The sequence below is a fragment of the Bradyrhizobium sp. genome, from assembly GCF_049519115.1.
Taxonomy (GTDB): Bacteria; Pseudomonadota; Alphaproteobacteria; order Rhizobiales; family Xanthobacteraceae; genus Bradyrhizobium.
On the sequence record NZ_JBEKRB010000007.1, the window covers coordinates 81,926 to 102,477 of the forward strand.

Annotated in this window: 22 protein-coding genes; 19 read left to right on the forward strand and 3 right to left on the reverse strand. The window is 61.1% G+C overall.

Annotated elements, in window-relative coordinates; translation table 11 throughout:
• Positions 1-56: 56 nt before the first annotated feature.
• The 6 genes from ABSE61_RS07840 to ABSE61_RS07865 all read left to right on the forward strand — a co-directional run bounded on the left by ABSE61_RS07840 (position 57) and on the right by ABSE61_RS07865 (position 5,338).
• Positions 57-995 carry an amino acid ABC transporter substrate-binding protein gene (locus ABSE61_RS07840; protein WP_423870516.1) on the forward strand — a complete coding sequence of 313 codons (939 nt, stop codon included), beginning with the start codon at positions 57-59 and terminating at the stop codon, positions 993-995.
• Positions 996-1,136: 141 nt separating this feature from the next.
• Positions 1,137-2,054 carry an amino acid ABC transporter substrate-binding protein gene (locus ABSE61_RS07845; RefSeq protein ID WP_423870517.1) on the forward strand — a complete coding sequence of 306 codons (918 nt, stop codon included), beginning with the start codon at positions 1,137-1,139 and terminating at the stop codon, positions 2,052-2,054.
• A 10-nt stretch (positions 2,055-2,064) separates the two neighbouring features.
• Entirely contained in the window at positions 2,065-2,796 is a 732-nt protein-coding gene (locus ABSE61_RS07850; RefSeq protein ID WP_423870518.1) for an amino acid ABC transporter permease, read from the forward strand.
• Between the two features lie 3 nt (positions 2,797-2,799).
• Positions 2,800-3,492 (forward strand): amino acid ABC transporter permease, encoded by a 693-nt coding sequence (locus ABSE61_RS07855; protein ID WP_423870519.1) that lies wholly within the window; start codon positions 2,800-2,802, stop codon positions 3,490-3,492.
• 63 nt (positions 3,493-3,555) lie between these two features.
• Positions 3,556-4,287 (forward strand): amino acid ABC transporter ATP-binding protein, encoded by a 732-nt coding sequence (locus ABSE61_RS07860; RefSeq protein ID WP_423870520.1) that lies wholly within the window; start codon positions 3,556-3,558, stop codon positions 4,285-4,287.
• Between the two features lie 193 nt (positions 4,288-4,480).
• Positions 4,481-5,338: a D-amino-acid transaminase gene (locus tag ABSE61_RS07865; RefSeq protein WP_423870521.1), complete on the forward strand. Its 858-nt coding sequence runs from the start codon at positions 4,481-4,483 to the stop codon at positions 5,336-5,338.
• A gap of 156 nt (positions 5,339-5,494) precedes the next feature.
• On the opposite strand, the gene ABSE61_RS07870 is transcribed toward ABSE61_RS07865, so the two are convergent.
• Positions 5,495-6,565, reverse strand: coding sequence for a peptidyl-alpha-hydroxyglycine alpha-amidating lyase family protein (locus ABSE61_RS07870; RefSeq protein ID WP_423870522.1), 1,071 nt, complete (start codon positions 6,563-6,565; stop codon positions 5,495-5,497).
• Between the two features lie 188 nt (positions 6,566-6,753).
• Between ABSE61_RS07870 and ABSE61_RS07875 the strand changes: the two genes are divergently transcribed.
• The 5 genes from ABSE61_RS07875 (at position 6,754) to mctP (ending at position 11,193) form a co-directional block, all read left to right on the forward strand.
• The gene (locus tag ABSE61_RS07875) at positions 6,754-7,743 is read left to right on the forward strand and encodes a tripartite tricarboxylate transporter substrate binding protein (protein WP_423870523.1); all 990 of its coding nucleotides are present in this window, start codon (positions 6,754-6,756) and stop codon (positions 7,741-7,743) included.
• Positions 7,744-7,900: 157 nt separating this feature from the next.
• Positions 7,901-8,515 (forward strand): hypothetical protein, encoded by a 615-nt coding sequence (locus ABSE61_RS07880; RefSeq protein WP_423870524.1) that lies wholly within the window; start codon positions 7,901-7,903, stop codon positions 8,513-8,515.
• Positions 8,516-8,578: 63 nt separating this feature from the next.
• Entirely contained in the window at positions 8,579-9,124 is a 546-nt protein-coding gene (locus ABSE61_RS07885) for a GlcG/HbpS family heme-binding protein (RefSeq protein ID WP_423870525.1), read from the forward strand.
• 367 nt (positions 9,125-9,491) lie between these two features.
• Entirely contained in the window at positions 9,492-9,674 is a 183-nt protein-coding gene (locus ABSE61_RS07890; protein ID WP_423870526.1) for a DUF3311 domain-containing protein, read from the forward strand.
• Between the two features lie 28 nt (positions 9,675-9,702).
• Entirely contained in the window at positions 9,703-11,193 is a 1,491-nt protein-coding gene (mctP, locus tag ABSE61_RS07895; RefSeq protein ID WP_423870527.1) for a monocarboxylate uptake permease MctP, read from the forward strand.
• A gap of 77 nt (positions 11,194-11,270) precedes the next feature.
• Here the strand turns inward: mctP and ABSE61_RS07900 are convergent, their stop codons facing one another.
• Both ABSE61_RS07900 and ABSE61_RS07905 read right to left on the reverse strand, forming a co-directional pair.
• A complete protein-coding gene (locus ABSE61_RS07900) occupies positions 11,271-12,053 on the reverse strand; it encodes a fumarylacetoacetate hydrolase family protein (protein WP_423870528.1) in 783 nt (260 codons plus the stop codon).
• A gap of 28 nt (positions 12,054-12,081) precedes the next feature.
• The gene (locus tag ABSE61_RS07905) at positions 12,082-12,549 is read right to left on the reverse strand and encodes a cupin domain-containing protein (protein ID WP_423870529.1); all 468 of its coding nucleotides are present in this window, start codon (positions 12,547-12,549) and stop codon (positions 12,082-12,084) included.
• 210 nt (positions 12,550-12,759) lie between these two features.
• On the opposite strand from ABSE61_RS07905, the gene ABSE61_RS07910 reads away from it, so the two are divergent.
• The 8 genes from ABSE61_RS07910 to ABSE61_RS07945 all read left to right on the forward strand — a co-directional run bounded on the left by ABSE61_RS07910 (position 12,760) and on the right by ABSE61_RS07945 (position 20,493).
• Positions 12,760-12,999 carry a hypothetical protein gene (locus ABSE61_RS07910; RefSeq protein WP_423870530.1) on the forward strand — a complete coding sequence of 80 codons (240 nt, stop codon included), beginning with the start codon at positions 12,760-12,762 and terminating at the stop codon, positions 12,997-12,999.
• 141 nt (positions 13,000-13,140) lie between these two features.
• Positions 13,141-13,548: a RidA family protein gene (locus ABSE61_RS07915; protein ID WP_423870531.1), complete on the forward strand. Its 408-nt coding sequence runs from the start codon at positions 13,141-13,143 to the stop codon at positions 13,546-13,548.
• Positions 13,549-13,651: 103 nt separating this feature from the next.
• A complete protein-coding gene (locus ABSE61_RS07920; protein ID WP_423870532.1) occupies positions 13,652-14,701 on the forward strand; it encodes an ABC transporter substrate-binding protein in 1,050 nt (349 codons plus the stop codon).
• Complete coding sequence (locus ABSE61_RS07925) at positions 14,701-15,498, forward strand: ABC transporter ATP-binding protein (RefSeq protein WP_423870533.1); 798 nt, start codon at positions 14,701-14,703, stop codon at positions 15,496-15,498. The genes ABSE61_RS07920 and ABSE61_RS07925 overlap by 1 nt, the downstream gene beginning before the upstream one ends.
• Positions 15,488-16,270 carry an ABC transporter permease gene (locus ABSE61_RS07930; protein WP_423870534.1) on the forward strand — a complete coding sequence of 261 codons (783 nt, stop codon included), beginning with the start codon at positions 15,488-15,490 and terminating at the stop codon, positions 16,268-16,270. The genes ABSE61_RS07925 and ABSE61_RS07930 overlap by 11 nt, the downstream gene beginning before the upstream one ends.
• The gene (locus ABSE61_RS07935; protein ID WP_423870535.1) at positions 16,267-17,037 is read left to right on the forward strand and encodes an ABC transporter permease; all 771 of its coding nucleotides are present in this window, start codon (positions 16,267-16,269) and stop codon (positions 17,035-17,037) included. Before ABSE61_RS07930 ends, ABSE61_RS07935 begins: the two co-directional genes overlap by 4 nt.
• Before the next feature lie 38 nt (positions 17,038-17,075).
• The gene (locus ABSE61_RS07940; RefSeq protein ID WP_423870536.1) at positions 17,076-17,951 is read left to right on the forward strand and encodes a dihydrodipicolinate synthase family protein; all 876 of its coding nucleotides are present in this window, start codon (positions 17,076-17,078) and stop codon (positions 17,949-17,951) included.
• Positions 17,952-18,165: 214 nt separating this feature from the next.
• Positions 18,166-20,493: a xanthine dehydrogenase family protein molybdopterin-binding subunit gene (locus tag ABSE61_RS07945; protein ID WP_423870537.1), complete on the forward strand. Its 2,328-nt coding sequence runs from the start codon at positions 18,166-18,168 to the stop codon at positions 20,491-20,493.
• The last annotated feature ends 59 nt before the right edge of the window (positions 20,494-20,552 follow it).

The following is a 20,552-nucleotide window of genomic DNA, read 5'->3' on the forward strand; positions in this document are numbered from 1 at the left end:
CGCAAACGCTTTCGCGTTTGTCGCGAGGGATCACGCGCTGGGGCGAGGGGCACATCATGCGGCGATTGCGCGGGATCGGCTTTGCCTGTGCGGCGGCTTTGTTCGCCGCGCAAGCGACTTTTGGCGTTGTATCCGCGCAGGCTGAAGAGCTTTCGGGCACCCTGAAGAAAATCAAGGACACCGGTTCGATCGCGCTCGGTTTTCGCGATTCCTCGATTCCGTTTTCCTATCTCGACGACGACCAGAAGCCCATCGGCTACGCCATGGACATCTGTTACGCGGTCGTGGATGCCGTGAAAAAAGAGTTGAAGCTCGACACGCTCGCGATCGAACTGGCTCCGGTGTCGTCGTCGACCCGTATCCCGCTGCTCGCCAACGGCACCATCGACCTCGAATGCGGCTCGACGACGAACAATCCGGAACGGCAAAGGCAGATCGCCTTCAGCAACACCCATTTTCTCACCGCGACGCGTTTCATCTCGAAGAAGGCAAACAAGCTGAATTCGATCGACGATCTGAAAGGCAAGCCGGTGGTCGCGACCTCCGGCACCAGCAACATCAAGCAGCTGATCGAGACCAACGCGGCGCGCCATCTCGGCATCAATGTCATCCACGCCAAGGATCACGCCGAGGCGTTCCTGATGGTCGAGAACGACCGCGCCGTAGCCTTTGTGATGGACGATATTCTGCTGGCGGCTTTCGCCGTCGGCTCAAAGGACCCCGAGGCTTACGTGATTTCGTCGGACGCGTTTTCGAAGCCGGAACCCTGCGGCATCACGCTGCGAAAGGACGATCCGGCCTTCAAGAAGGTGGTGGATGATGCGACGGCCGCGCTCTATCAGAGCGCCGAAGGCCCCAAGCTTTATGACAAGTGGTTCATGCAGAGGATTCCGCCGAAAGGCCTGAACCTCAACGTGCCGATGGGGGCCGAACTCAGACATGAATTCGCCAAACCATCCGACTCCTCCGACCCCGATGCCTATAAAGTCATGTAAGGTCGTTCGATGCGGGGGCCTACGGGCGCAGGCGGCCCGGTCCTTGCATAACCGCGGAAATAGAGCCGCGGCTGAAAACTGCGGACAAAGGCCCTGGGTAGAGGGTTCTTGTCGAACGTCGTTGGAGTGAGAGAGATGCGAATGAAGTGCCTGCATATCACGGGGTTTGCGCTCGCCGCGGTTCTTTATGCAGGGACGGCCGATGCCGATGAACTCACGGGCACGCTGAAGAAGATCAAGGAAACCGGCGTTATCAACGTCGGCTACCGCGATTCCTCGATTCCCTTCTCTTATCTCGACGACAACCAGAAGCCGATCGGTTTCGCGATCGATATCTGCATGAAGATCGTGGACGCCGTGAAAAAAGAGCTGAAGCTCGACAAGCTGACGGTGGAATTCAATCCTGTGACGTCATCGGGTCGAATTCCCTTGCTCGCGAACGGCACGATCGACCTCGAATGCGGTTCGACCACCAACAATCCCGATCGGCTGAAGCAGGTCGCCTTCACCAATACCCACTTTCTCACCGCGACGCGCTTCATCTCGAAGAAATCGAGCCATCTTAATTCGATCGACGATCTCAAGGGCAAGACGGTCGCTTCCACCTCCGGCACCACCAATATCAAGCAACTCACCGAGACCAATGCCGCGCGCAATCTCGGCATCAACATCGTCCCGGCCAAGGAACATGCCGAGTCGTTCCTGATGGTCGAGACCGACCGCGCGGTCGCAGCGGTGCTGGACGACATTTTGCTCGCAAGCTTTGCTGCCGGCGCCAAGGACCCCGACGCCTATGTGATTTCGACCGACGCGTTCTCCAAGCCTGAACCGTATGGCATCATGCTGCACAAGGACGACCCGGCTTTCAAGAAGGTCGCGGACGATGCTACCGCGGCGCTTTATCAGAGCGCGGAAGGTCAAAAACTTTACGAAAAATGGTTCTTGCAGAAAATCCCGCCGAAGGGCTTGAACCTCAACGTGCCGATGGGGGCGGAATTGAAGAAAGCGTTTGCCAAACCGACGGACACGCCGGATCCGGATTCCTACAAGGCCATGTGAGGGGGCGGTCTTGAACTATCATTGGAACTGGCACGTCTTCTTCGAGCCGTCGCCGAACGGCACCGGCACCTATCTCGACATGTTGTTGTCCGGGCTTGTGGTGACGATCGTCACCGCGCTTGCGGCCTGGGTGATTGCGCTCGTGACCGGCACCATTGTCGGCGTGATGCGAACACTGCCGTCGAAAGCTGCCAACTTGTTCGGCTTTTGCTATGTCGAATTCTTCCGCAACATGCCGCTATTGGTACAGCTGTTCCTGTGGTTCTTCGTGCTGCCGGAGCTTCTTCCCGCTTCCTGGGGCCTGTGGCTGAAGCAGTTGCCCAACGCGCCGTTCTACACGGCGGCGATCGGGACCGGATTGTTCATGTCGGCGCGCGTCGCTGAACAGACGCGGGCCGGCATCAATTCGCTGCCGCGCGGCCAGAGGCTCGCGGCGACCGCCTTGGGCCTGCGGCCATCGCAGGTCTATCGTTACGTGCTGCTGCCGATCGCGTTCCGCATCATCCTGCCGCCGCTGACATCGGAATTTCTCTCGACCATCAAAAACACCTCGGTCGCCCTCACGATCGGCCTGATCGAACTCACGGCGGAAGCGCGCGCGATGCAGGAGTTCTCGTTTCAGGTGTTCGAGGCTTTTACGGCCGCGACCGCGCTCTACTTGCTGATCAATATCGTCGTCGTCATCGCCATGCACTTCGTCGAGCGCGGCGTGGCGATCCCCGGCTACATCACCGGGAAATAGCCGATGTTCGCCAATTTCGATTTCGACGTCATTCGCCGCTCGCTCGGCTACCTGTTTTTCGACGGCATGACGTTCACGCTGACGCTGACGGGGTTGGCGGCCCTCGGCGGCCTCGTGTTCGGGACCTTGATTGCGATGATGCGGCTCTCCAGCCTGTGGCTGGTGTCGCGCTTCGCCCGTCTGTACGTCGACCTGATGCGCTCGCTGCCGCTGGTGCTGGTGATCTTCTGGTTCTACTTCCTGGTGCCCTATATCGGGCAGTGGATGACCGGCTCGTCGCGGCCGGTGCGCGTCGGCGCGTTCGCCTCGTCGCTCATTACGTTCACGCTGTTCGAGGCGGCGTATTTCGCCGAGATCATGCGCGCCGGCATCCAGTCGATCTCAAAAGGCCAGCCGTCGGCCGCTTCCGCGCTTGGTCTGACTTACGGGCAGACCATGCGCTATGTCGTGCTGCCGCAGGCTTTCCGCAACATGCTGCCGGTTCTGTTGACGCAGACCATCGTGCTGTTCCAGGACACTTCGCTGGTCTACGTGCTGTCGATTCCCGATTTTCTCGGCGCCGCCAGCAAGGTTGCGCAGCGCGACGGCCGGCTGGTCGAAATGTATCTGTTCGCCGCCGTCGTCTACTTCGTGATTTCCAGCATTGCATCTTTCGGCGTGCGGCGCCTGCAAGCGCGCATCGCCATCGTTCGCTAACGTTCAGGAAAAGTGGGACCGTTTTTTTCGAATGAGATCACTTTCAAACAGTTGGGGTCACCGATGATCGAGATCAGCCACGTCGACAAATGGTATAACCCGACCTTCCAGGCTCTGAAGGATTGCACCACGAGCGTCGCCAAGGGCGAGGTGGTCGTTGTCTGCGGTCCGTCCGGCTCGGGAAAATCGACGCTGATCAAATGCGTCAACGCTCTGGAGGCGTTCCAGAAGGGGCAGATCGTCGTTGACGGCATCTCCGTCGGCGATCCCAAGACCAATTTGCCGAAGCTGCGCGCCCGCGTCGGCATGGTGTTTCAGCATTTCGAACTGTTTCCGCATCTTCGCATCATCGATAATCTCTGCCTGGCACAGGAAAAAGTACTCGGGCGGCGGCATGCCGAGGCGCTCGCGAAAGGCTCAAAGCTGCTCAACCGCGTCGGCTTGAAGGTTCAGGCGCAGAAATATCCGGCCGAGTTGTCTGGCGGCCAGCAGCAGCGCGTGGCGATCGCGCGCGCCTTGGCGATGGACCCGATCGCCATGCTGTTCGACGAGCCGACGTCGGCGCTCGATCCCGAAATGATCAGCGAGGTGCTCGACGTCATGGTCGATCTGGCGCGCGACGGCATGACCATGATGGTCGTGACCCACGAAATGGGTTTTGCCCGCAAGGTTGCCAACCGGGTCATCTTCATGGACCAGGGCGAGATCGTCGAAGACGCGCTGAAGGAGGATTTTTTCGGCAAGCCGCGCAGCGACCGCGCGCAGAAGTTCTTGTCGAAGATTTTGTCGCATTAAGTCATCATTGCGAGCGATAGCGAAGCAATCCAGCGTAAGAAAAAAAGACTGGATTGCTTCGTCGCTTTCGCTCCTCGCAATGACGGAAATGGCGGCTTCCTGCACCTCAGAATCGCGTTTGTAAGGGTTTATCAGCAACCGCGTTTCGCCTATATGATCAGTCCATCGTCTCATTGCCGCCGGGAGAATGAACTTGGGCTCCATCGCTTACGTCAACGGTGACTTCGTGCCGCTCTCAGAGGCGAAGGTCTCTGTGCTGGATCGCGGCTTTCTGTTCGCCGACGGCATTTATGAAGTTTCCGCGGTGCTCGATGGAAAACTGATCGACAACGAGTCGCATCTTGCCCGTCTTGAGCGTTCGGTCGGCGAGATCAAGCTGCCGTTGCCGGAAACCGTCGCGCGCATCAAGGAGATCCAGCACGAGCTGATCACCCGCAACGCGGTCAAGGATGGGCTCGTTTATATTCAGGTCACCCGCGGCGCGGATGTGGGGCGGGATTTCGCGTTTCCGAAAGGCGTCAAGCCGACCTTGATGATGTTCACCTCGGTCAAGGACATCGTCAACGCCGCGTCCGCCAAAACCGGCATCGGCGTCATCACCGTGCCTGACATCCGCTGGTCGCGGCGCGACATCAAGAGCGTGGCGCTGCTCGCGCAGGTGCTCGCCAAGCAGGCCGCGGCTGAAGCAGACGCCGGCGAAGCCTGGATGATCGAGGATGGCAAGGTGACCGAAGGCGGATCGTCGTCGGCCTTCATCCTGACCAAGGACGATGTGCTGGTGACGCGCGAGAACTCATCCGCAATTTTGCCGGGCTGCACCCGCAAGGCCGTTGTCAAGCTCGCCGAAGAACGCCAGTTGCGCGTCGAAGAACGGGCGTTCACGATCGAGGAAGCGCTGAAGGCGAAGGAAGCCTTCATCACCAGCGCGTCGTCTTTCGTGCAGCCGGTGGTGAAGATCGACGGCAAGGCCGTCGCTGACGGCAAGCCCGGCCCGATGGCCGCGCGCCTGCGCGAGATCTACATCGAGTTCGCGCGCGCCACGGCGACGTAGCGAAGCGATCCGAAATTTTGTCACCCGTCATGGCCGGGCTTGGCCCGGCCATCCACGTCTTCGCTTCAACGAGAAGTAAGTAAGACGTGGATCACCGGGACAAGCCCGGTGATGACGGTGGAGAGTATCGTTCTCGCCCCCCGTCGCAACGATGCCTTACGGCTTCAAAATCAGCTTCTGCACGCGCCAGTTCAACAATTCGGCGACATACAGCACGTTCTCCGACGGACAGGCCATCGCGTGAATCCAGCCGAATTGTTTTAGCTGCTTGCCGGACTGGCCGAGCACGCCCAGTACCTTGCCGTCGAGTGAGAGCTTGTAGACCCGGCCCGGCCATGCGTCCGAGCTATAGAGCACCTGATGCGGCGGCGGCGTGATGCAGATCGACCAGGGTGAGCCCGGCGCAAACGTGCCCTTGGCCTTCGTCGCTTCATCCGGAATCCTGCCGATCGCGGGCTTCGCATCCGATGGCACCGGCACATCGATCACGATCTGGCGCTCGAACTTGCCGTCCTTGTCGAACACCTGGATGCGATGATTGCCACGATCGGCAACATACACATTGTCGTTGGCGTCGGTCGCGATCGAGTGCGGCGTATTGAGCTGGCCCGGTCCGTTGCCCGGCTCGCCCCACGACTTCAGCCAGTTGCCGTCCTTGTCCACCTTGCCGACGCGCGAGTTGATGTAGCCGTCGCTGATGAAGGTGTCGCCGGCCTTGTCCCAGGCGACGTCCGTCACCTGGCGGAACCGGCCGTCATCCGGCGGCAGCGGCGGCTTCGGGTGCTTCAGCGGTTCGGTATCTTCGTCGGAGGCCTCCTGCTTGCGGCCGAACACCATCAGCACGCGGCCTTCGGTGTCGAACTTGATCACCATGTCCGAGCCCTTGTCGGTGACCCAGATATTGTCGCTGGGGTCGATCTTGACGGTGTGGGCGAACGACCAAGCATAGAGGTTCTTGCCGATCTCGCGGATGAACTTTCCGTCCTTGTCAAACTCAAGAAGCTGCGTGGCGGCAGCCGCGTAAGCGGGGCCGCTCGTGTTGCCGCGCGACAGCGCAAAGACGTGTCCCTTGGAATTGACGGCGACGCCGGAGACCTCGCCGAAATACATGTTGGTCGGCAGCTTCAGCGGATTGGGCACCGACTCGAAATTGATGGTCGGAACCGCCTGCTGCGCGAAAGCTTGTGACCCGACCAGAAGCGGCAAAACAAAGAGCCAGCGCCTCATGGATTCCTCCCAACTGTTTTTCGTTGGCGCGGACACTAATTAACGGCGCTTGATCCGTCCATATGGCCGCGCACGTCCGACGTCATATCGGCAAGTCGCTCCGCGCATGGCATGTTTCATGGGGTGAAACCTGCTAGGCTGCCTGCAAAAATCCGGTCTTCAAAAATCCGTGTCGGAGGCAAATGCCCGTGGTTGATGCACGCATCTGGAAACGACCTTTTCCGCTGCTTGCGGTAGTGGCTTTGGTTCTCGTCGCCTTTCCGAACCGGCCTGCGTCGGCGCTCTATCCGGAGCGGGGATTGCGGATCGTCGTGCCGTTTGCGCCGGGCGGCGGCACCGACGTGGTTTCCCGCACGCTCGCGCAGGAGATGGCGAAGGACCTCGGTGTTTCCGTCATCATCGAGAACAGGCCGGGCGCGGGGACCATCGTCGGAACCCAGGCCGTCGCGGTGAGCGCTGCCGACGGCTACACGCTGTTGATGGGGACCTTTGCAAACGCGGTTAATCCCAGCCTGAACGCGAAGCTGCCCTATGATCCGCACAAGGATTTCGCGCCCGTGGCACTGATTGCGCGCTCGTTCAATATCGTCGTCGTCAATCCGAAGTCTTCGATCCGAACGATCTTGGACCTGATCGCGGCAGCGAAGGCCAATCCCGGCAAAATGACGTTCGGGACCTTTGGCGCCGGCACGTCGGCGCATCTGGCCGGCGAGTTGTTCAAGGACATGGCCAAGGTCAATTTGACGGCGGTGCCTTATAAGGGGGCAGCTCCGGCCATCACCGACCTGATCGGCGGCCAGATCGACGTGATGTTTACCACTGTCGCAAGTGCGGCTTCGCTGGTCGAAAGCGGACAGTTGCGCGCGATCGCGGTGACGTCCGCCGAGCGCTCGCCCGCCTTTCCGCAAGTGCCGACGGTGGCGGAGGCCGGGGTCCCCGGCTATGCCGCCGAAAGCTGGTACGGACTGTTTGCGCGGGCCGGAACGCCCCCTGAGCTGATCAACCGGCTCAATCGATCGGCCGCCTCGGCGGTCCAATCCGAAGCCTTCAAGAGACTGGGCGTCAATGAGGGACTGGTCGCCGTCGCGCTCCCGCCGGAAGCGCTCGATCGATATTTTCACGCTGAAGAAGAACGCTGGCGCCGCGTCATCAGCGAGGCCGGGATCAAGATGGAGTAGGGCGCTCCGTTGCAGTGCGATGATCGCTCGTTAACCGGCGCTGTTAAGGAATATTCCAACCCGGCGGGGGTTGCAGAGGAGGCGTGTTTCAGGCACTTGGCCGGAACGGCCTTCCACTCCTGTTCTGCCGGCCATTCAGACCCCACGGAGGATCAACATGTTCAGTACGCTCCAGCGCACGATCGCTGCTGCGATGTTCGTCATGACCTGTTTTGCGTTGCCGGCGTCCGCACAGGAAACGCTGCGCATTCGCGGCACGGTCGAAAGCGTCGACGGATCCGTCTACGTCATCAAAAATCGCGACGGCGCCGAGGTGAAGCTCGGCGTCATCGATCCCCAGCTTTACGTCGCGATCGTGAAAGCGACGATGGCCGACATCAAACCGGGCCAGTTCGTCGGCGCGACCGGCCTGACGCAGCCCGACGGCAGCCAGAAGGCCATCGAGGTGCATATTTTCCCCGAGTCGATGCGCGGCACCGGCGAAGGCCACTACGACTGGGATCTGCGGCCCAACACCAAGATGACCAACGCCAACGTCGAGCAGACGGTCGGCGGTGTCGATGGGCCGGTGTTGACCGTGAAATACAAGGACGGCGAGAAGAAGGTGTTCGTGACGCCTGAGACCCAGGTCGTCACCTATGTGATCGGCGACAAGGCCGATCTCAAGCCGGGCATCAAGATCTTCGTCGGTGCTGCGAAAAAGGGCGCCGACGGCACCTGGCAGACGCCGCGCGTCACCTACGGCAAGGATGGATTGACGCCGCCGATGTGAGGGGCGTTTCGAGCAAGTATGTCTACCGACACCACTGAAGCTCAGTTCAACAGGGAGAGTATAATGCGTTCGATGATTTCTTTGGCAGTGGCGGCGTTTGCCGTCGTGACGATCAGCTCGCAGGCACTGGCGCAAGCGCCGGCGCCGGCCACCCCGCCGGCACAACCGCCGTCCGGCGGCACACCGGATGCGATGCCTTTCGATATTCCCTATGGCATGTCGATCGGTCTCGAGAAGGCCAAGCAACTCGTAGCGGCGGCCGAGGCCGAAGCCAAAAAGCGCAATTGGAAGATGAATATCGCCGTCGTCGATACCAATGGTGAGCCGGTGCTATTCGAGCGGATGGAAGGCGCACAGATCGCTTCCGGCGCGATTTCGATCAACAAGGCCCGCACCGCAGCGCGCTTCCGCCGAGAAACCCGCCTGTTCTATAATGTCTACGAGAGCGGTCACACTTATCCAGGCACGCTCGATCCAACGCTGACGGCGAGCCCCGGCGGCTTTCCGCTGGTTGACGGCGGCAAGCTGATCGGTGCGATCGGCTGCAGCGGTGGCACTGGCGATCAGGACGCCTTGATCTGCAAGGTCGGCGCCGACCTGATGAAGTAACAGCGCTGTCTAGTGGTCCGATTCTAACATTCGCATCCCATTGCAGCGGCCTCTTTTTGCAAATGTTAGAATCAAAAGGACCACTAGCAAATATAGGTTTCTAGTGGAGTTTTGGATTTGACATTCGCTTGGCGAGCCCGCGGCTAGGTAGATAGCGAATGTGAAATCCACCCCACTAGCGCTTTAGTCTAAGCACGCTCGTTAATGACGCCGCGCCGGTATCCCCGTCGCGGCGTCATTGCGTTGGAGCGTCTCGTCGCTGCAATGCGGCAAAGCAAATGCTGGACGCAGTAACGATCCGGTCGTAGATAGCCAAAAGATAGCTGGCCTCGATAGGTCGAAAGCCGCTTATTAAAGGATGCCCGTCATGTGGGTGCTGTTGCTGCTGCCGTTCGTCGGCCTGTTATGGGTGCCTTTCTACAACTTCCAGGACCCCGCGCTGTTAGGCTTTCCATTCTTCTATTGGTATCAGCTTGCCTGGGTGCCGATCACGTCGATCCTGATCTGGATCGTGTATCGCTCGCGCACGCCCGACGACGAAACGCCATAAAATCCCGCCTCACTGGATAAGGCCCACCATGTCCGCTGACATCGACTGGATCGCGCTCACCGTCTTCATTTTCTTTTTCGCCCTTGTCACGGTGATGGGATTCTTCGCCGCCCGCTGGAAATCCGGCCCGGTCAGCGAGCATCTCGACGAATGGGGCCTGGGCGGACGTCAGTTCGGCACCTGGATCACCTGGTTTCTGGTCGGCGGCGATTTCTACACGGCCTATACCGTGATCGCAGTGCCGGCGCTGGTCTATGCGGTCGGCGCCTACGGCTTCTTCGCGCTTCCCTACACGGTCGTTGTTTATCCCTTTGTCTTTGCGATCATGCCGCTGCTCTGGAAGGTGGCGCACGCCAAGGGACATGTGACCGCGGCCGACGTGGTTCATGGCACCTACGGCTCGCGCGGACTTGAGCTCGTGGTCGCGATCACCGGTATCGTTGCGACGATGCCCTATATCGCGCTGCAACTGATCGGCATGGGCGTGGTGATCAAGGCGATCGGTCTGACCGGCGAACTGCCGATCGTGGCCGCCTTCGTCATCCTGGCGCTCTATACCTACAGCTCCGGCTTGCGCGCGCCGGCCCTGATCGCCTTTGTCAAGGACATCATGATCTATATCGTGGTGCTGGTTGCGGTCGTCGTCGTGCCGGCAAAACTCGGCGGCTATGGCGCGGTGTTCAGTGCGGCCAGCGACGCCTTTGCCGCCAAGGGCGGCGCGACCGGGCTCACGCTGAAGTCGCCGCAGATGCTGGCTTATGCGAGCCTTGCGCTCGGCTCGGCGCTCGCGGCTTTCATGTATCCGCACACGCTGACCGGAATCTTCGCCTCGAAATCCGCCGACACCATTCGCAAGAACGCGATCTTGCTGCCGGCCTACACGCTGCTGCTCGGGCTGATCGCATTGCTCGGCTACATGGCCTATGCCGCCCACATCAAGGTCGCGTCGAACAACGACGTCGTGCCCGCTCTGTTCAAGGAGCTGTTCCCGTCCTGGTTCGCAGGCTTCGCATTCTCGGCGATTGCGATCGGCGCACTGGTGCCAGCCGCCGTGATGAGCATCGGCGCCGCCAACCTGTTCACGCGCAACATCTGGAAGTCCTACGTCAATCCGGACATCAGCCATGCCGGCGAGGCGTCGGTGGCCAAGATCGCCTCCCTTGTCGTCAAGGTTGGCGCGCTGGCCTTCACGATCTTCCTGCCGACGCAATATGCGCTCGACCTGCAATTGCTCGGCGGCCTGTGGATCCTGCAAACCTTCCCGGCGCTGGTGTTCGGTCTGTTCACGCGCTGGTTCCGCGCCGAGGGTCTTCTGCTCGGCTGGGCGGCCGGCATCCTCTGGGGAACCTGGACGGCGTGGAGCAATGGCTTGAAGCCGCTGGCGACGCTCAGTGTCGGCGACACCAGCTACGTCTTCTATGTCGGCCTCGGCGCGCTGATCCTCAATGTGGCCTTCGCCGTCGTCGGCACGCTCGCCGTCGGCCTGATTTCGCCGCGGAGCGCTCCGGCTCGATCCTGATGTCGGTCTTGATATTGCGGGCGCCTCGGGGACACTGAGGCGCCGGCTGCTTTGCGGTTTGTGCCCGCGAAAGCCGTCTATTTCTCGGCGACGAACCGGTTGCGCAGCGTGCCGATACCGGTGATCTCGATCTCGACCACGTCGCCTGCCTTGATGTTCGGCGAAGCGCCGTCGGTTCCCATCCAGATCACGTCTCCGGGCCACAGGGTGAAATACTTCGTCATCTCGACGATGAATTCCCTGATCCCGAAAATCATCTCATTGGTGCGGAAGCGGTTGCTCTCTTTGCCGTTGAGCCGCACGACGGTTTCCATCGCCTCGAGATCGACCGAGGTTTCGATCCACGGTCCCATCGGCTTGAATGTGTCGGCATTCTTGGAACGCCACAGGCTACGGTCGGCCTTCTGCCAGGTCCGCTCGCTGACGTCGTTGCCGATGGTGTAGCCGAACACGCAATCCATCGCGTTGCTTGCGGATAGGTGCTTGGCCTTCTTGCCGATCACGACGACAAGCTCGCCTTCGTAGTGAATTTGTTCGGTGGCGATCGAAGGGATGATCACGTCCTCGTCATGCGCGATCAGCGCATTCTGGGCGCGGTAACCGACCTCGGGCCGGTCCGGGATTTTCGGCACCTCGCCGCGTTTGTCGGCGGCTTCCTTGAGATGCTTGAGGTAATTGAGACCGACGCAATAAAACGTGCGCGGGACCAGCGGCAGCTCGATCTTGACCTCATCGAGGGCATAAGTTTGCGGCGTGCGCCGCCATTCTCCGAAGGGATCGCCGTCGACCGCGATGACGCGGTCGCCTTCGACGATGCCCCAGGAGGAGGTCTGGTTTGCCGTATACCGGAGCCAGCGCATCCGATCACCCCAGCGGTTCGAGCGATGGTTACTCTTCTTTGACCAGCGTTGATGATCCCGGCCCCTCGCCCATGATCAGGAGCACAGCGTCTTCGTCTTTGGCGCCGTCCCAATGCACCTGCTTGCCGAAATGGGTGACGAAGCTGCCGGCCGGGATGGCCTTGGTCTCGGCGGGATCGAAATGCGGTCCGGTTCCGACCCACCAGGTGCCTTGCAGCACCACGATGTAGCGGTCGTTTGGATGGAAGTGCGGGCGGCTGAAATGGTTGCCCTTGGTCCACTTGTTGTAGACCATATAGAAGCCGGGCTTGGTCGGGTCGCCGACCACGACGGCCGATTGGGCGCCGCGGGCATCGACCGGGCTCCACGGGATATTGTCGGGCATCTTGATGGTGATCGCAGCCGGATTGAGTTCGGCGGCCGAACTCATGCTCAGCATGCCGGCGAGCGCCAGCGGCATCAGCAGAAATCGCCAGAGCCGGTTTGTGATTTTCATGTTTTTCCTCCCTTGAAAACTGCCTTACGCCTTGGTTGATCGACACTAGCCGGTGCCCCCGCAGGGGAGCAAGGGGTGGCCCTGCATGGGGGCAGCATTCGCCCATCAACACTTTGAAAACCGTGAAAGCCGTTTACCGAACCCGATAAGCAATTGAAAACCCGCCGCCGGCAAAGTCGTTTCCGGACACAGCCAATGGGGAGGCAAGAGATGAGCGGGAATGCAATTCTGGAAAACGTTCGGCGATATCGCGCCACGGCGTCATTGTATCGTCAAACGGCGGCGTTTCGCCCCACTCAGCGGCAATCGCTCCTGGAGCAAGCCTACGAATGGGAAACCCGCGCGCTGGTCGAGCTGGAGGGCTATTTCGAGCCGCACGAGACCCAGTCAAGCCCGTTGCAGACCTGGATGGTCCAGACCGCCACCTGGCCGATGCTTAACGCCGCGTAACTTTTTTACGCGCGGGCGGCGTAGCCGTCGCGCCCTCCATGCGGTTTTCCGGGGTTGCGCTTTACCTCGCCTTTGGCAAGAGTTGCGTGCCGTGCCTGTCTTTAACGGTGCATGCGCAAGGCCAAAGGAAACCGTTGCAAGATGTCGATCGAGAAAATCCAGCCGGATAAGTTGTTCAAGCGCAATGTCGGCGGCCATGTGCTCTATTCCCATGTCGTCGTCGCTTCCGGCGAAAAGCTTGTTTTCGTCTCCGGTCAGCTGGCACGCGACAAGGACGGCAACATCGTCGGTCCTCGTGACATGCGCGCGCAGATCAAACAGGTCGGCGAGAACCTGAAGAACGCGCTGGAAGCTGCCGGCGCCACGCTTCACGATTTGGTCAAGACCACGACCTTCGTGACCGACATCGATGAGTTCTTCAAACACGTCGATGTCCGGCACGACTATCTCGGCGTCGGCCTGCCTGCGAGCACCACTGTTGAGGTACGCCGGTTGTCGCATCCCGATCTCGTGGTCGAAATCGAGGCCATGGCACTTCTTAAAGAATGATCGCGCTTCTCAAGGGATAATGGCCCTTCTCAAGGCATGAGATTTGCCTGATGGTATCGGCTTTATTTTTGCCTTTTCATTTTAGCTGATGAGAGGAAGTCAGATGACGTCGCCCACCACCTTCATCTCCCGCCGCGCCGTGATGATGGGCGCGACCGGCGCCGCTCTATCGGCGCCCTTCGTGTCCCGCGCGGGGCTGGCCGCTTCCGTCCCGAATATCCGTTATGCGACCGGTGGCGGCATCGGGCCGAACGAGATGGAGACGATCATCTTTCTCGACTACGTCAAGCAGAACGTCCTGAAGAACTACGGCAAGGCCTATACGCTCGACATGACGTTTACGCGCGGTACGCCTGAGGCCGCCGCTTTGTTGGCGGCGGGTCAGGCCGATATCGCCACGCTATCGGGACCGGCCTTTGCCACCATCATCGTCAAGGACGCGGTGCCGAATGGATTGACCATCATCTCGGACAATTACCAGGATGGCCATCCCGGCAACGCCACCAACAGTTTCATGGTCTTGAAGGACTCAGCCATCAGGACCATCGCCGATCTCAAAGGCAAGAAGATCGGCATCAACGCGTTTGCATCCGCGGTCGATCTGGCATTGCGCGTCGTGCTGAAGAAAAATGGCATCGACCCGCGGCGCGACGTCGAGATCGTGGAAATCGCTTTCCCGAATATCGCGTCCGCCATTCGAGAAAAGCGCATCGATTGCGGCGTGCTCGTGATTCCGTTCCTGGCGATCGAAAGCCCGAAGGGCGACCTGCGGCAGGTCTTCACCGGTGGCGATGCGTTCGGGCCGTCCTCGGTGATCTTTCAGGTCACGACCAACGCGTTCCTGAAGGAGAATCCCGATGCGGTGAAGGCCTTCCTCGCCGATTACGTCGACGGCATCGCCTGGTTCTACGATCCCGCCAATCGCGAGAAGGCGATCCAATTGGTGTCGGATTTCACCAAGTCGTCGAAGGAGGTGTTGAATTCCTACTTCGCCACCGGCCGCGATTACTACCGCGATCCGAATGCTTGCGTGTCGGCCCAGACCATCCAGAAGCCGCTCGATGCAATGTTTGAGGAAAAGCTGATCGACCGTCGCATCGACGCGTCCAAATATCTCAATGTCAGCCTGCTGCCGAGGCCGTGCGCGCTGTGATGCCTGAGGTTGCCAAAGTCGAAATCAAGGGAGTCTCCAAAACCTATCCCGGCGACAAACAGGCGGTGCAGGCGCTTCGGACCGTCGACCTCAAGATCAAGACCGGCGAATTCGTATCCATCGTGGGTCCCTCCGGCTGCGGCAAGAGCACGCTGCTGTATGTCGTCGGCGGGTTCCTCGATGCCGCCGGCGAGGTTCTGGTCGATGGCAAGGCGATCACGGGATCCGGCATCGATCGCGGCGTGGTGTTTCAGGAATATGCGCTGTTTCCGTGGCTCTCGGTGCGCAACAACATTCTCTACGGTTTGGAACGAGGTCCGTTGCCCACTGATGAGTGCGCGCGCATCGCCGACCGCCTGATCGGCGTGATCGGCCTGAAGGGTTTTGAAGACCGATTCCCACGCGAACTGTCCGGCGGCATGAAGCAGCGTGTCGCGATTGCACGGACGCTGGCCTGCGATCCCGCCATTCTGCTGCTCGATGAACCCTTCGGTGCGCTCGATGCGCAAACGCGCGAGGTGATGCAAGATGAACTGCTTCGGATCTGGCTCGAGACCCGCAAGACGGTTCTCATGATTACCCACGACGTCAACGAGGCGGTCTATCTCTCCAACCGCATCTGCGTGATGTCGGCCCGGCCGGGAAAGATCGTCGAGGAATTCAAGATCGATCTCGACCGCACCATCCCGCGCGAACAGCTCTTCACGTCGGATGCTTTCAACAAAGTGCGCAACGAGGTCTGGATTTCGGTCCGGCGTCAGGCGCTCGTCGCGGAGAAAGCCAAGCATGCGGGCTGATCGCGCGCCCCTGCTGTCGTCGCCGGTGGGGCGCGCCCTGCCGCTGGTTCTGATCGGCCTGCTCTGGCAGGCGGCGAGCAGTTTCGCTCTTATCGACCCGGCGTTTCTCCCGTCGCCCGTGCGTGTCGGCACCGCGATCTATGATCTTCTTTCGGGGCGAGAAATCAGGGACAATCTGTTCATTACGCTCTGGCGCGCCGGCCTTGGGCTGGCGCTCGGCTCGATTGCGGGCATCTGGCTCGGCCTGATGATGGCGCGCTCGCCGGTGTTTCGCGCCTATGCGACGCCGATCGTCGGCGGCACCTATTCGCTGCCGAAATCGGCGCTGATTCCGCTGTTTATCCTGTGGTTCGGCATCGGCACCACCACTTCGGTGTGTGCGATATTTTTGGCTTGCCTGCTGCCGATGGTCGTCAACACGGCGCAGGGCGTCGCTTCCACCCCGCACGTGCTGGTCTGGGGCGCGGAAGCCTTCGGCACCCGGCCGCGCGCCATGCTGTGGCGGGTCTATCTGCCGCACGCGCTGCCGGATATTTTCGCGGGTCTTCGCGTCGCGCTCGGCTTTTCCTTTGTGCTTGCGATCTCCTCGGAAATGATCGCCTCGACCAACGGCATCGGCAAGCTGATCTTCATGTATGGCGAGAACGGCGCCTACGATTACATGTTTGCTGCAATCGCCTGCATCGTCGTCGTGGCCTTCGTCGCGGACCGCCTTCTGTTGATGCTGACCGGGAAAAGCCTTCGCTGGCATGAATCGGCGAGGGGACAATGACGGCAAAAGTGGTGAGCCAGCGTGGCCTTCACGCCCGCTCGACGATCTCGGTGCTGACGGTCATCGTGCTCTGGGAGGCGGTTGCGCGAGCGGGCCTCACTTCGGCTTTGTTCCTGCCGCCGTTCACGAAGGTGATTTCAGAATGGTGGGCGGTCTGCGCCGACGGTTCGCTGCCGCTTGATCTCGCGGTCAGTCTGTCGCGCGCAGCGGTCGGGCTTTGTCTGGCAACCGCCATTGGTGTTCCGCTCGGCATTGCGATGGCACGCAGCCGCTTTCTGCACTGGCTGTTCGATCCCGTGATCGCGCTGGCCTTTCCCTCGCCGAAGATCGCCTTCCTGCCGATCTTCATTCTCTGGTTCGGCATCTACAGCCTGTCGAAAATCCTGCTGGTGGCGTTCGCCTGTGTGTTCCCGATCCTGATCGGCAGCTTCGCGGCGGCCGCAGGCGTCAACCGGGTCTGGATCTGGTCGGCGGCTTCGTTGGGAACATCTCGCCTCGGCATGTTGTTTCGCATCGTGCTACCGGCGGCCTGGCCGAGGATTTTCTCCGCATTGCGGGTCGCGCTGCCAGTGTCACTGATTACGACGTTCACGGCGGAAATGGTCTCTGGCGGCGGCGGGATGGGCGCAACCCTGATGTACTCGCAGCGCTTTTTCGAAAGCGCGACCGTGTTCGCCTATATCCTGACCATGCTCGGTGTCGGCTTGTTGCTCGATTTTCTCATGCTGAAGCTGCAAGCGGCGTCGGCCTGGTCGCAGCCGTCGTGATTGCCTCAGGTCAGCGCATCACTTAAGAGTCTTCCCACATGGCGGATTTCCACGGTGTCTTTCCCTATCTTGTTTCTCCGGTCGATCCTGACGGCACCATTCGCCGCGAGGTACTGGCACGCCTGTGCGAGGACCTCATCGCCTCCGGCGTGCACGGGCTCACGCCGCTTGGCTCGACGGGCGAGTTCGCCTATCTCAACAACGCCCAGCGTTCGGCCGTTGTTGAGACAACGATCGAAGCGGCACGCGGCCGGGTGCCGGTCGTGGCCGGCGTCGCCTCGACCTCAACGCTGGACGCGGTGGCGCAGGCGAAGGCGTATCAAAAACTCGGTGCCGACGGTATCCTCGCGATTCTGGAGGCGTATTTCCCACTGTCCGATGCGCAGGTCGAATCTTATTTTCGAGCCATCGCGGATGCGGTGGATATTCCCGTCGTGATCTATACCAATCCACAATTCCAGCGCTCGGACCTCTCGCTCGATTGCATCGCGCGGCTGTCGGCCCATCCGCGCATCCAGTACATCAAGGATGCCTCCACCAATACCGGGCGGCTGTTGTCGATCGTGAACCGCTGCGGCGATTCGATCCGGGTGTTCTCTGCGTCCGCGCATATCCCGGCGGCGGTGATGCTGATCGGCGGCGTCGGCTGGATGGCGGGGCCGGCCTGCATCATCCCGCGGCAGAGCGTGGCGCTTTACCAGCTCTGCAAGGCGAAGCGCTGGGACGAAGCGTTGGTGCTTCAACGAAAGCTGTGGCGGGTCAACGAGGCCTTTGCGCGCTACAATCTCGCGGCCTGTATCAAGGCCGCACTCTCGATCCAGGGCTATGACGTCGGCGATCCCGTCCCGCCTCAAAAGGCGCTGACGGCCGACGAGTGCACGGCCGTGGCGGCAGTATTGCGGGAGGTCGGGTGACTAAACGCCGTCGTCGCTGCGCCCTTTGTCGTCATTCCGGGGCAGCCCGTCAGGGCTGATCCCGGAATCCATTTCTCCCAGCGTTCGTGCGGCACCATGGATTCCGGGCTCGCTCGTTGCACTCGCGCCCCGGAATGACGGCGGAGGGGGCTTGGCGTGTTCCTTGCCTGTCGGCTACATTGGCAGCCTGACGAAATCCTAGGGAAAGCGCGCGATGAACATTCTTCCCGGCAATCTACGTTTCGGTGCGGGCCAACCGGTCAAGCGTCTGGAAGACCAGCGGCTGCTGACCGGCAAGGGCCATTTCATCGACGACAAGCCGGAAGACGGCGCGCTGTGGCTCTATATGCTGCGCTCGCCGCATGCGCATGCCAAGATCGTCTCGATCGACACCAAGGCGGCGGCCGAGATGCCGGGCGTGGAAGCGATCTATACTGGCGCCGACCTGATCACTGATGACATCGGTACCCTGCCGACGCTGTTGATTTTCCCGCGGCCGGACGGCTCGTCGATGACGGTCCCGCCACGGCGTCTGCTCGCCCATGATCTGGTGCGTTATGTCGGCGAGACCGTCGCCGCTGTCGTTGCGACCTCGCGGTTTGCCGCGCAGAGCGCAGCCGAAGCGATCGCAGTGGAATATCAGGAATTGCCCTCCGTGGTCGACCCGTTGGAAGCGATCAAGCCGGGCGCGCCGCTGGTGTGGTCCGAAGTGCCCGACAATATCGTGGCCCGGATGAGCTATGGCGATGCGGCGGTGGTGGAAGCCGCCTTCGCCAAAGCCGACCACGTCGTCTCGCTCGATCTCGTCAACCAGCGTCTGGTGCCTTCCGCGATGGAGCCGCGCTCGGCCATTGCCGAAGTCGAAAGGAAAACCGGCCGGCTGATCCTGCATGTCCAGTCGCAGACGCCGGCCTCGACCCGCGACATTCTCGCCGAAGCCGTGCTGAAGCGCCCAAAGGAAAGCATCCAAGTTCTGGTCGGCGACATCGGCGGCGGCTTCGGTCACAAGACCAACCTCTATCCGGAAGACGGCATGGTCGCCTATGCCGCCGTCAAGCTGAACAAGAAGGTGCGATGGCGTGGCGAAAGGTCGGACGATTTTCTCGGTGGCACCCATGGCCGCGATCTGACCTCGACGGCGGAGTTCGCGCTCGATGCCAAGGGCCGCGTGCAAGCCTTCCGGGTGCGTTCGGTTGGCGGCACCGGCGCCTATATCTCAGGCACCGGCGCGCTGATCCCGCTGATCCTCGGGCCGTTCGTGCAGACAGGGGTCTATGACCTGCCGCTGGTTCATTACGACCTCAAGGCGGTGATGACCCACACTGCGCCGGTCGCCGCCTATCGCGGCGCAGGCCGGCCCGAGGCCGTCTTTGTCGTCGAGCGCTTGATGGATGCGGCCGCGCGCCAATTGAAAATGGATCCGCGCGCCATTCGTAAAGCGAACTACGTCAAGCCGGCGCAAATGCCTTATACCAATGCGGTCGGTCAGGTGTACGATTCCGGTGCGTTTGCGCACATGCTGGAATGCGCCGTCAAACTGTCGGACTGGGAGGGTTTCGCCGCGCGCAAGAAGGCCGCGAAAAAAAAGGGCCTGCTCTACGGCCGTGGTCTGACCAGCTATATCGAATGGACCGGCGGCACCGTGCATAACGAGCGGGTCAACCTGCATGCGACTGCCGAGGGACGCATCGTGCTCAATGCCGGCACCCAGGCGATGGGGCAGGGGCTACAAACCACCTTCTCACAGATGATCGCGGAAGCGCTCGGCGTCTCCATCGACAAGGTCGATGTGGTGCAGGGCAATACCGATCTGGCGATCGGCTTCGGCAGCGTCGGCTCGCGCTCGCTGTTCGTCGGCGGCACCGCCGCGGTGGTGTCGGCGGCGGATCTGATTGCGAAGGCTCGCGAGAAGGCCTCGCAGATGCTGGAGACTTCCATCGAGGACATTGAGTATCGCGACGGCACGCTCACGGTTGTGGGCACCGATAAACATGTTAGCCTGTTCGACATCGCCAAAAAGGAAGCTGGCGCGCGGCTCTCGGTCGACAGCGAGGGCCAGACCGACGGCCCGAGCTGGCCGAACGGGACGCACATCTGCGAGGTCGAGATCGATCCGGAAACTGGTGTGACGCGCGTGGTGCGCTACACCACGGTGGACGATGTCGGCGTCGCCATCAACCCGATGCTGGTGACGGGGCAGGTGCATGGCGGCGTCGCGCAGGGCATCGGACAGGCGCTCTATGAAGGCGTGACCTACAGCGGTGAAGGCCAGCTGATCACCGCGAGCTATCAGGACTACTGCATTCCGCGCGCCGACGACGTGCCGCCGATCGAGGTGACGCTGGATGGTTCGGCGCCGTGCCGCACCAATCCATTGGGCGCCAAAGGTTGCGGCGAATCCGGCGCGATCGGTGGCCCGCCTTGCATCGCCAATGGCGTGATGGATGCGCTTTCCGATCTCGGCATCACCTCGATCCAGACTCCGATCTCGCCGATGAAGGTCTGGGAGGCGATCCGGGACGCCAGGATCAAGGCGGCCTGATTCTTCTCTTATCCCTCCCCACGCAACGCGGGGAGGGATCAAGCGACCATCGTCACGCA

Bases quoted from the DNA above. Each gene is read 5' to 3' on its own strand.
- ABSE61_RS07840 (WP_423870516.1), top strand. From the start codon at position 57: ATGCGGCGATTGCGCGGGATCGGCTTTGCCTGTGCGGCGGCTTTGTTC.
- ABSE61_RS07845 (WP_423870517.1), top strand. From the start codon at position 1,137: ATGAAGTGCCTGCATATCACGGGGTTTGCGCTCGCCGCGGTTCTTTAT.
- ABSE61_RS07855 (WP_423870519.1), top strand. From the start codon at position 2,800: ATGTTCGCCAATTTCGATTTCGACGTCATTCGCCGCTCGCTCGGCTAC.
- ABSE61_RS07860 (WP_423870520.1), top strand. From the start codon at position 3,556: ATGATCGAGATCAGCCACGTCGACAAATGGTATAACCCGACCTTCCAG.
- ABSE61_RS07870 (WP_423870522.1), bottom strand. From the start codon at position 6,565: ATGAGGCGCTGGCTCTTTGTTTTGCCGCTTCTGGTCGGGTCACAAGCT.
- ABSE61_RS07880 (WP_423870524.1), top strand. From the start codon at position 7,901: ATGTTCAGTACGCTCCAGCGCACGATCGCTGCTGCGATGTTCGTCATG.
- ABSE61_RS07885 (WP_423870525.1), top strand. From the start codon at position 8,579: ATGCGTTCGATGATTTCTTTGGCAGTGGCGGCGTTTGCCGTCGTGACG.
- ABSE61_RS07890 (WP_423870526.1), top strand. From the start codon at position 9,492: ATGTGGGTGCTGTTGCTGCTGCCGTTCGTCGGCCTGTTATGGGTGCCT.
- mctP (WP_423870527.1), top strand. From the start codon at position 9,703: ATGTCCGCTGACATCGACTGGATCGCGCTCACCGTCTTCATTTTCTTT.
- ABSE61_RS07900 (WP_423870528.1), bottom strand. From the start codon at position 12,053: ATGCGCTGGCTCCGGTATACGGCAAACCAGACCTCCTCCTGGGGCATC.
- ABSE61_RS07905 (WP_423870529.1), bottom strand. From the start codon at position 12,549: ATGAAAATCACAAACCGGCTCTGGCGATTTCTGCTGATGCCGCTGGCG.
- ABSE61_RS07910 (WP_423870530.1), top strand. From the start codon at position 12,760: ATGAGCGGGAATGCAATTCTGGAAAACGTTCGGCGATATCGCGCCACG.
- ABSE61_RS07915 (WP_423870531.1), top strand. From the start codon at position 13,141: ATGTCGATCGAGAAAATCCAGCCGGATAAGTTGTTCAAGCGCAATGTC.
- ABSE61_RS07920 (WP_423870532.1), top strand. From the start codon at position 13,652: ATGACGTCGCCCACCACCTTCATCTCCCGCCGCGCCGTGATGATGGGC.
- ABSE61_RS07925 (WP_423870533.1), top strand. From the start codon at position 14,701: ATGCCTGAGGTTGCCAAAGTCGAAATCAAGGGAGTCTCCAAAACCTAT.
- ABSE61_RS07930 (WP_423870534.1), top strand. From the start codon at position 15,488: ATGCGGGCTGATCGCGCGCCCCTGCTGTCGTCGCCGGTGGGGCGCGCC.
- ABSE61_RS07935 (WP_423870535.1), top strand. From the start codon at position 16,267: ATGACGGCAAAAGTGGTGAGCCAGCGTGGCCTTCACGCCCGCTCGACG.
- ABSE61_RS07940 (WP_423870536.1), top strand. From the start codon at position 17,076: ATGGCGGATTTCCACGGTGTCTTTCCCTATCTTGTTTCTCCGGTCGAT.
- ABSE61_RS07945 (WP_423870537.1), top strand. From the start codon at position 18,166: ATGAACATTCTTCCCGGCAATCTACGTTTCGGTGCGGGCCAACCGGTC.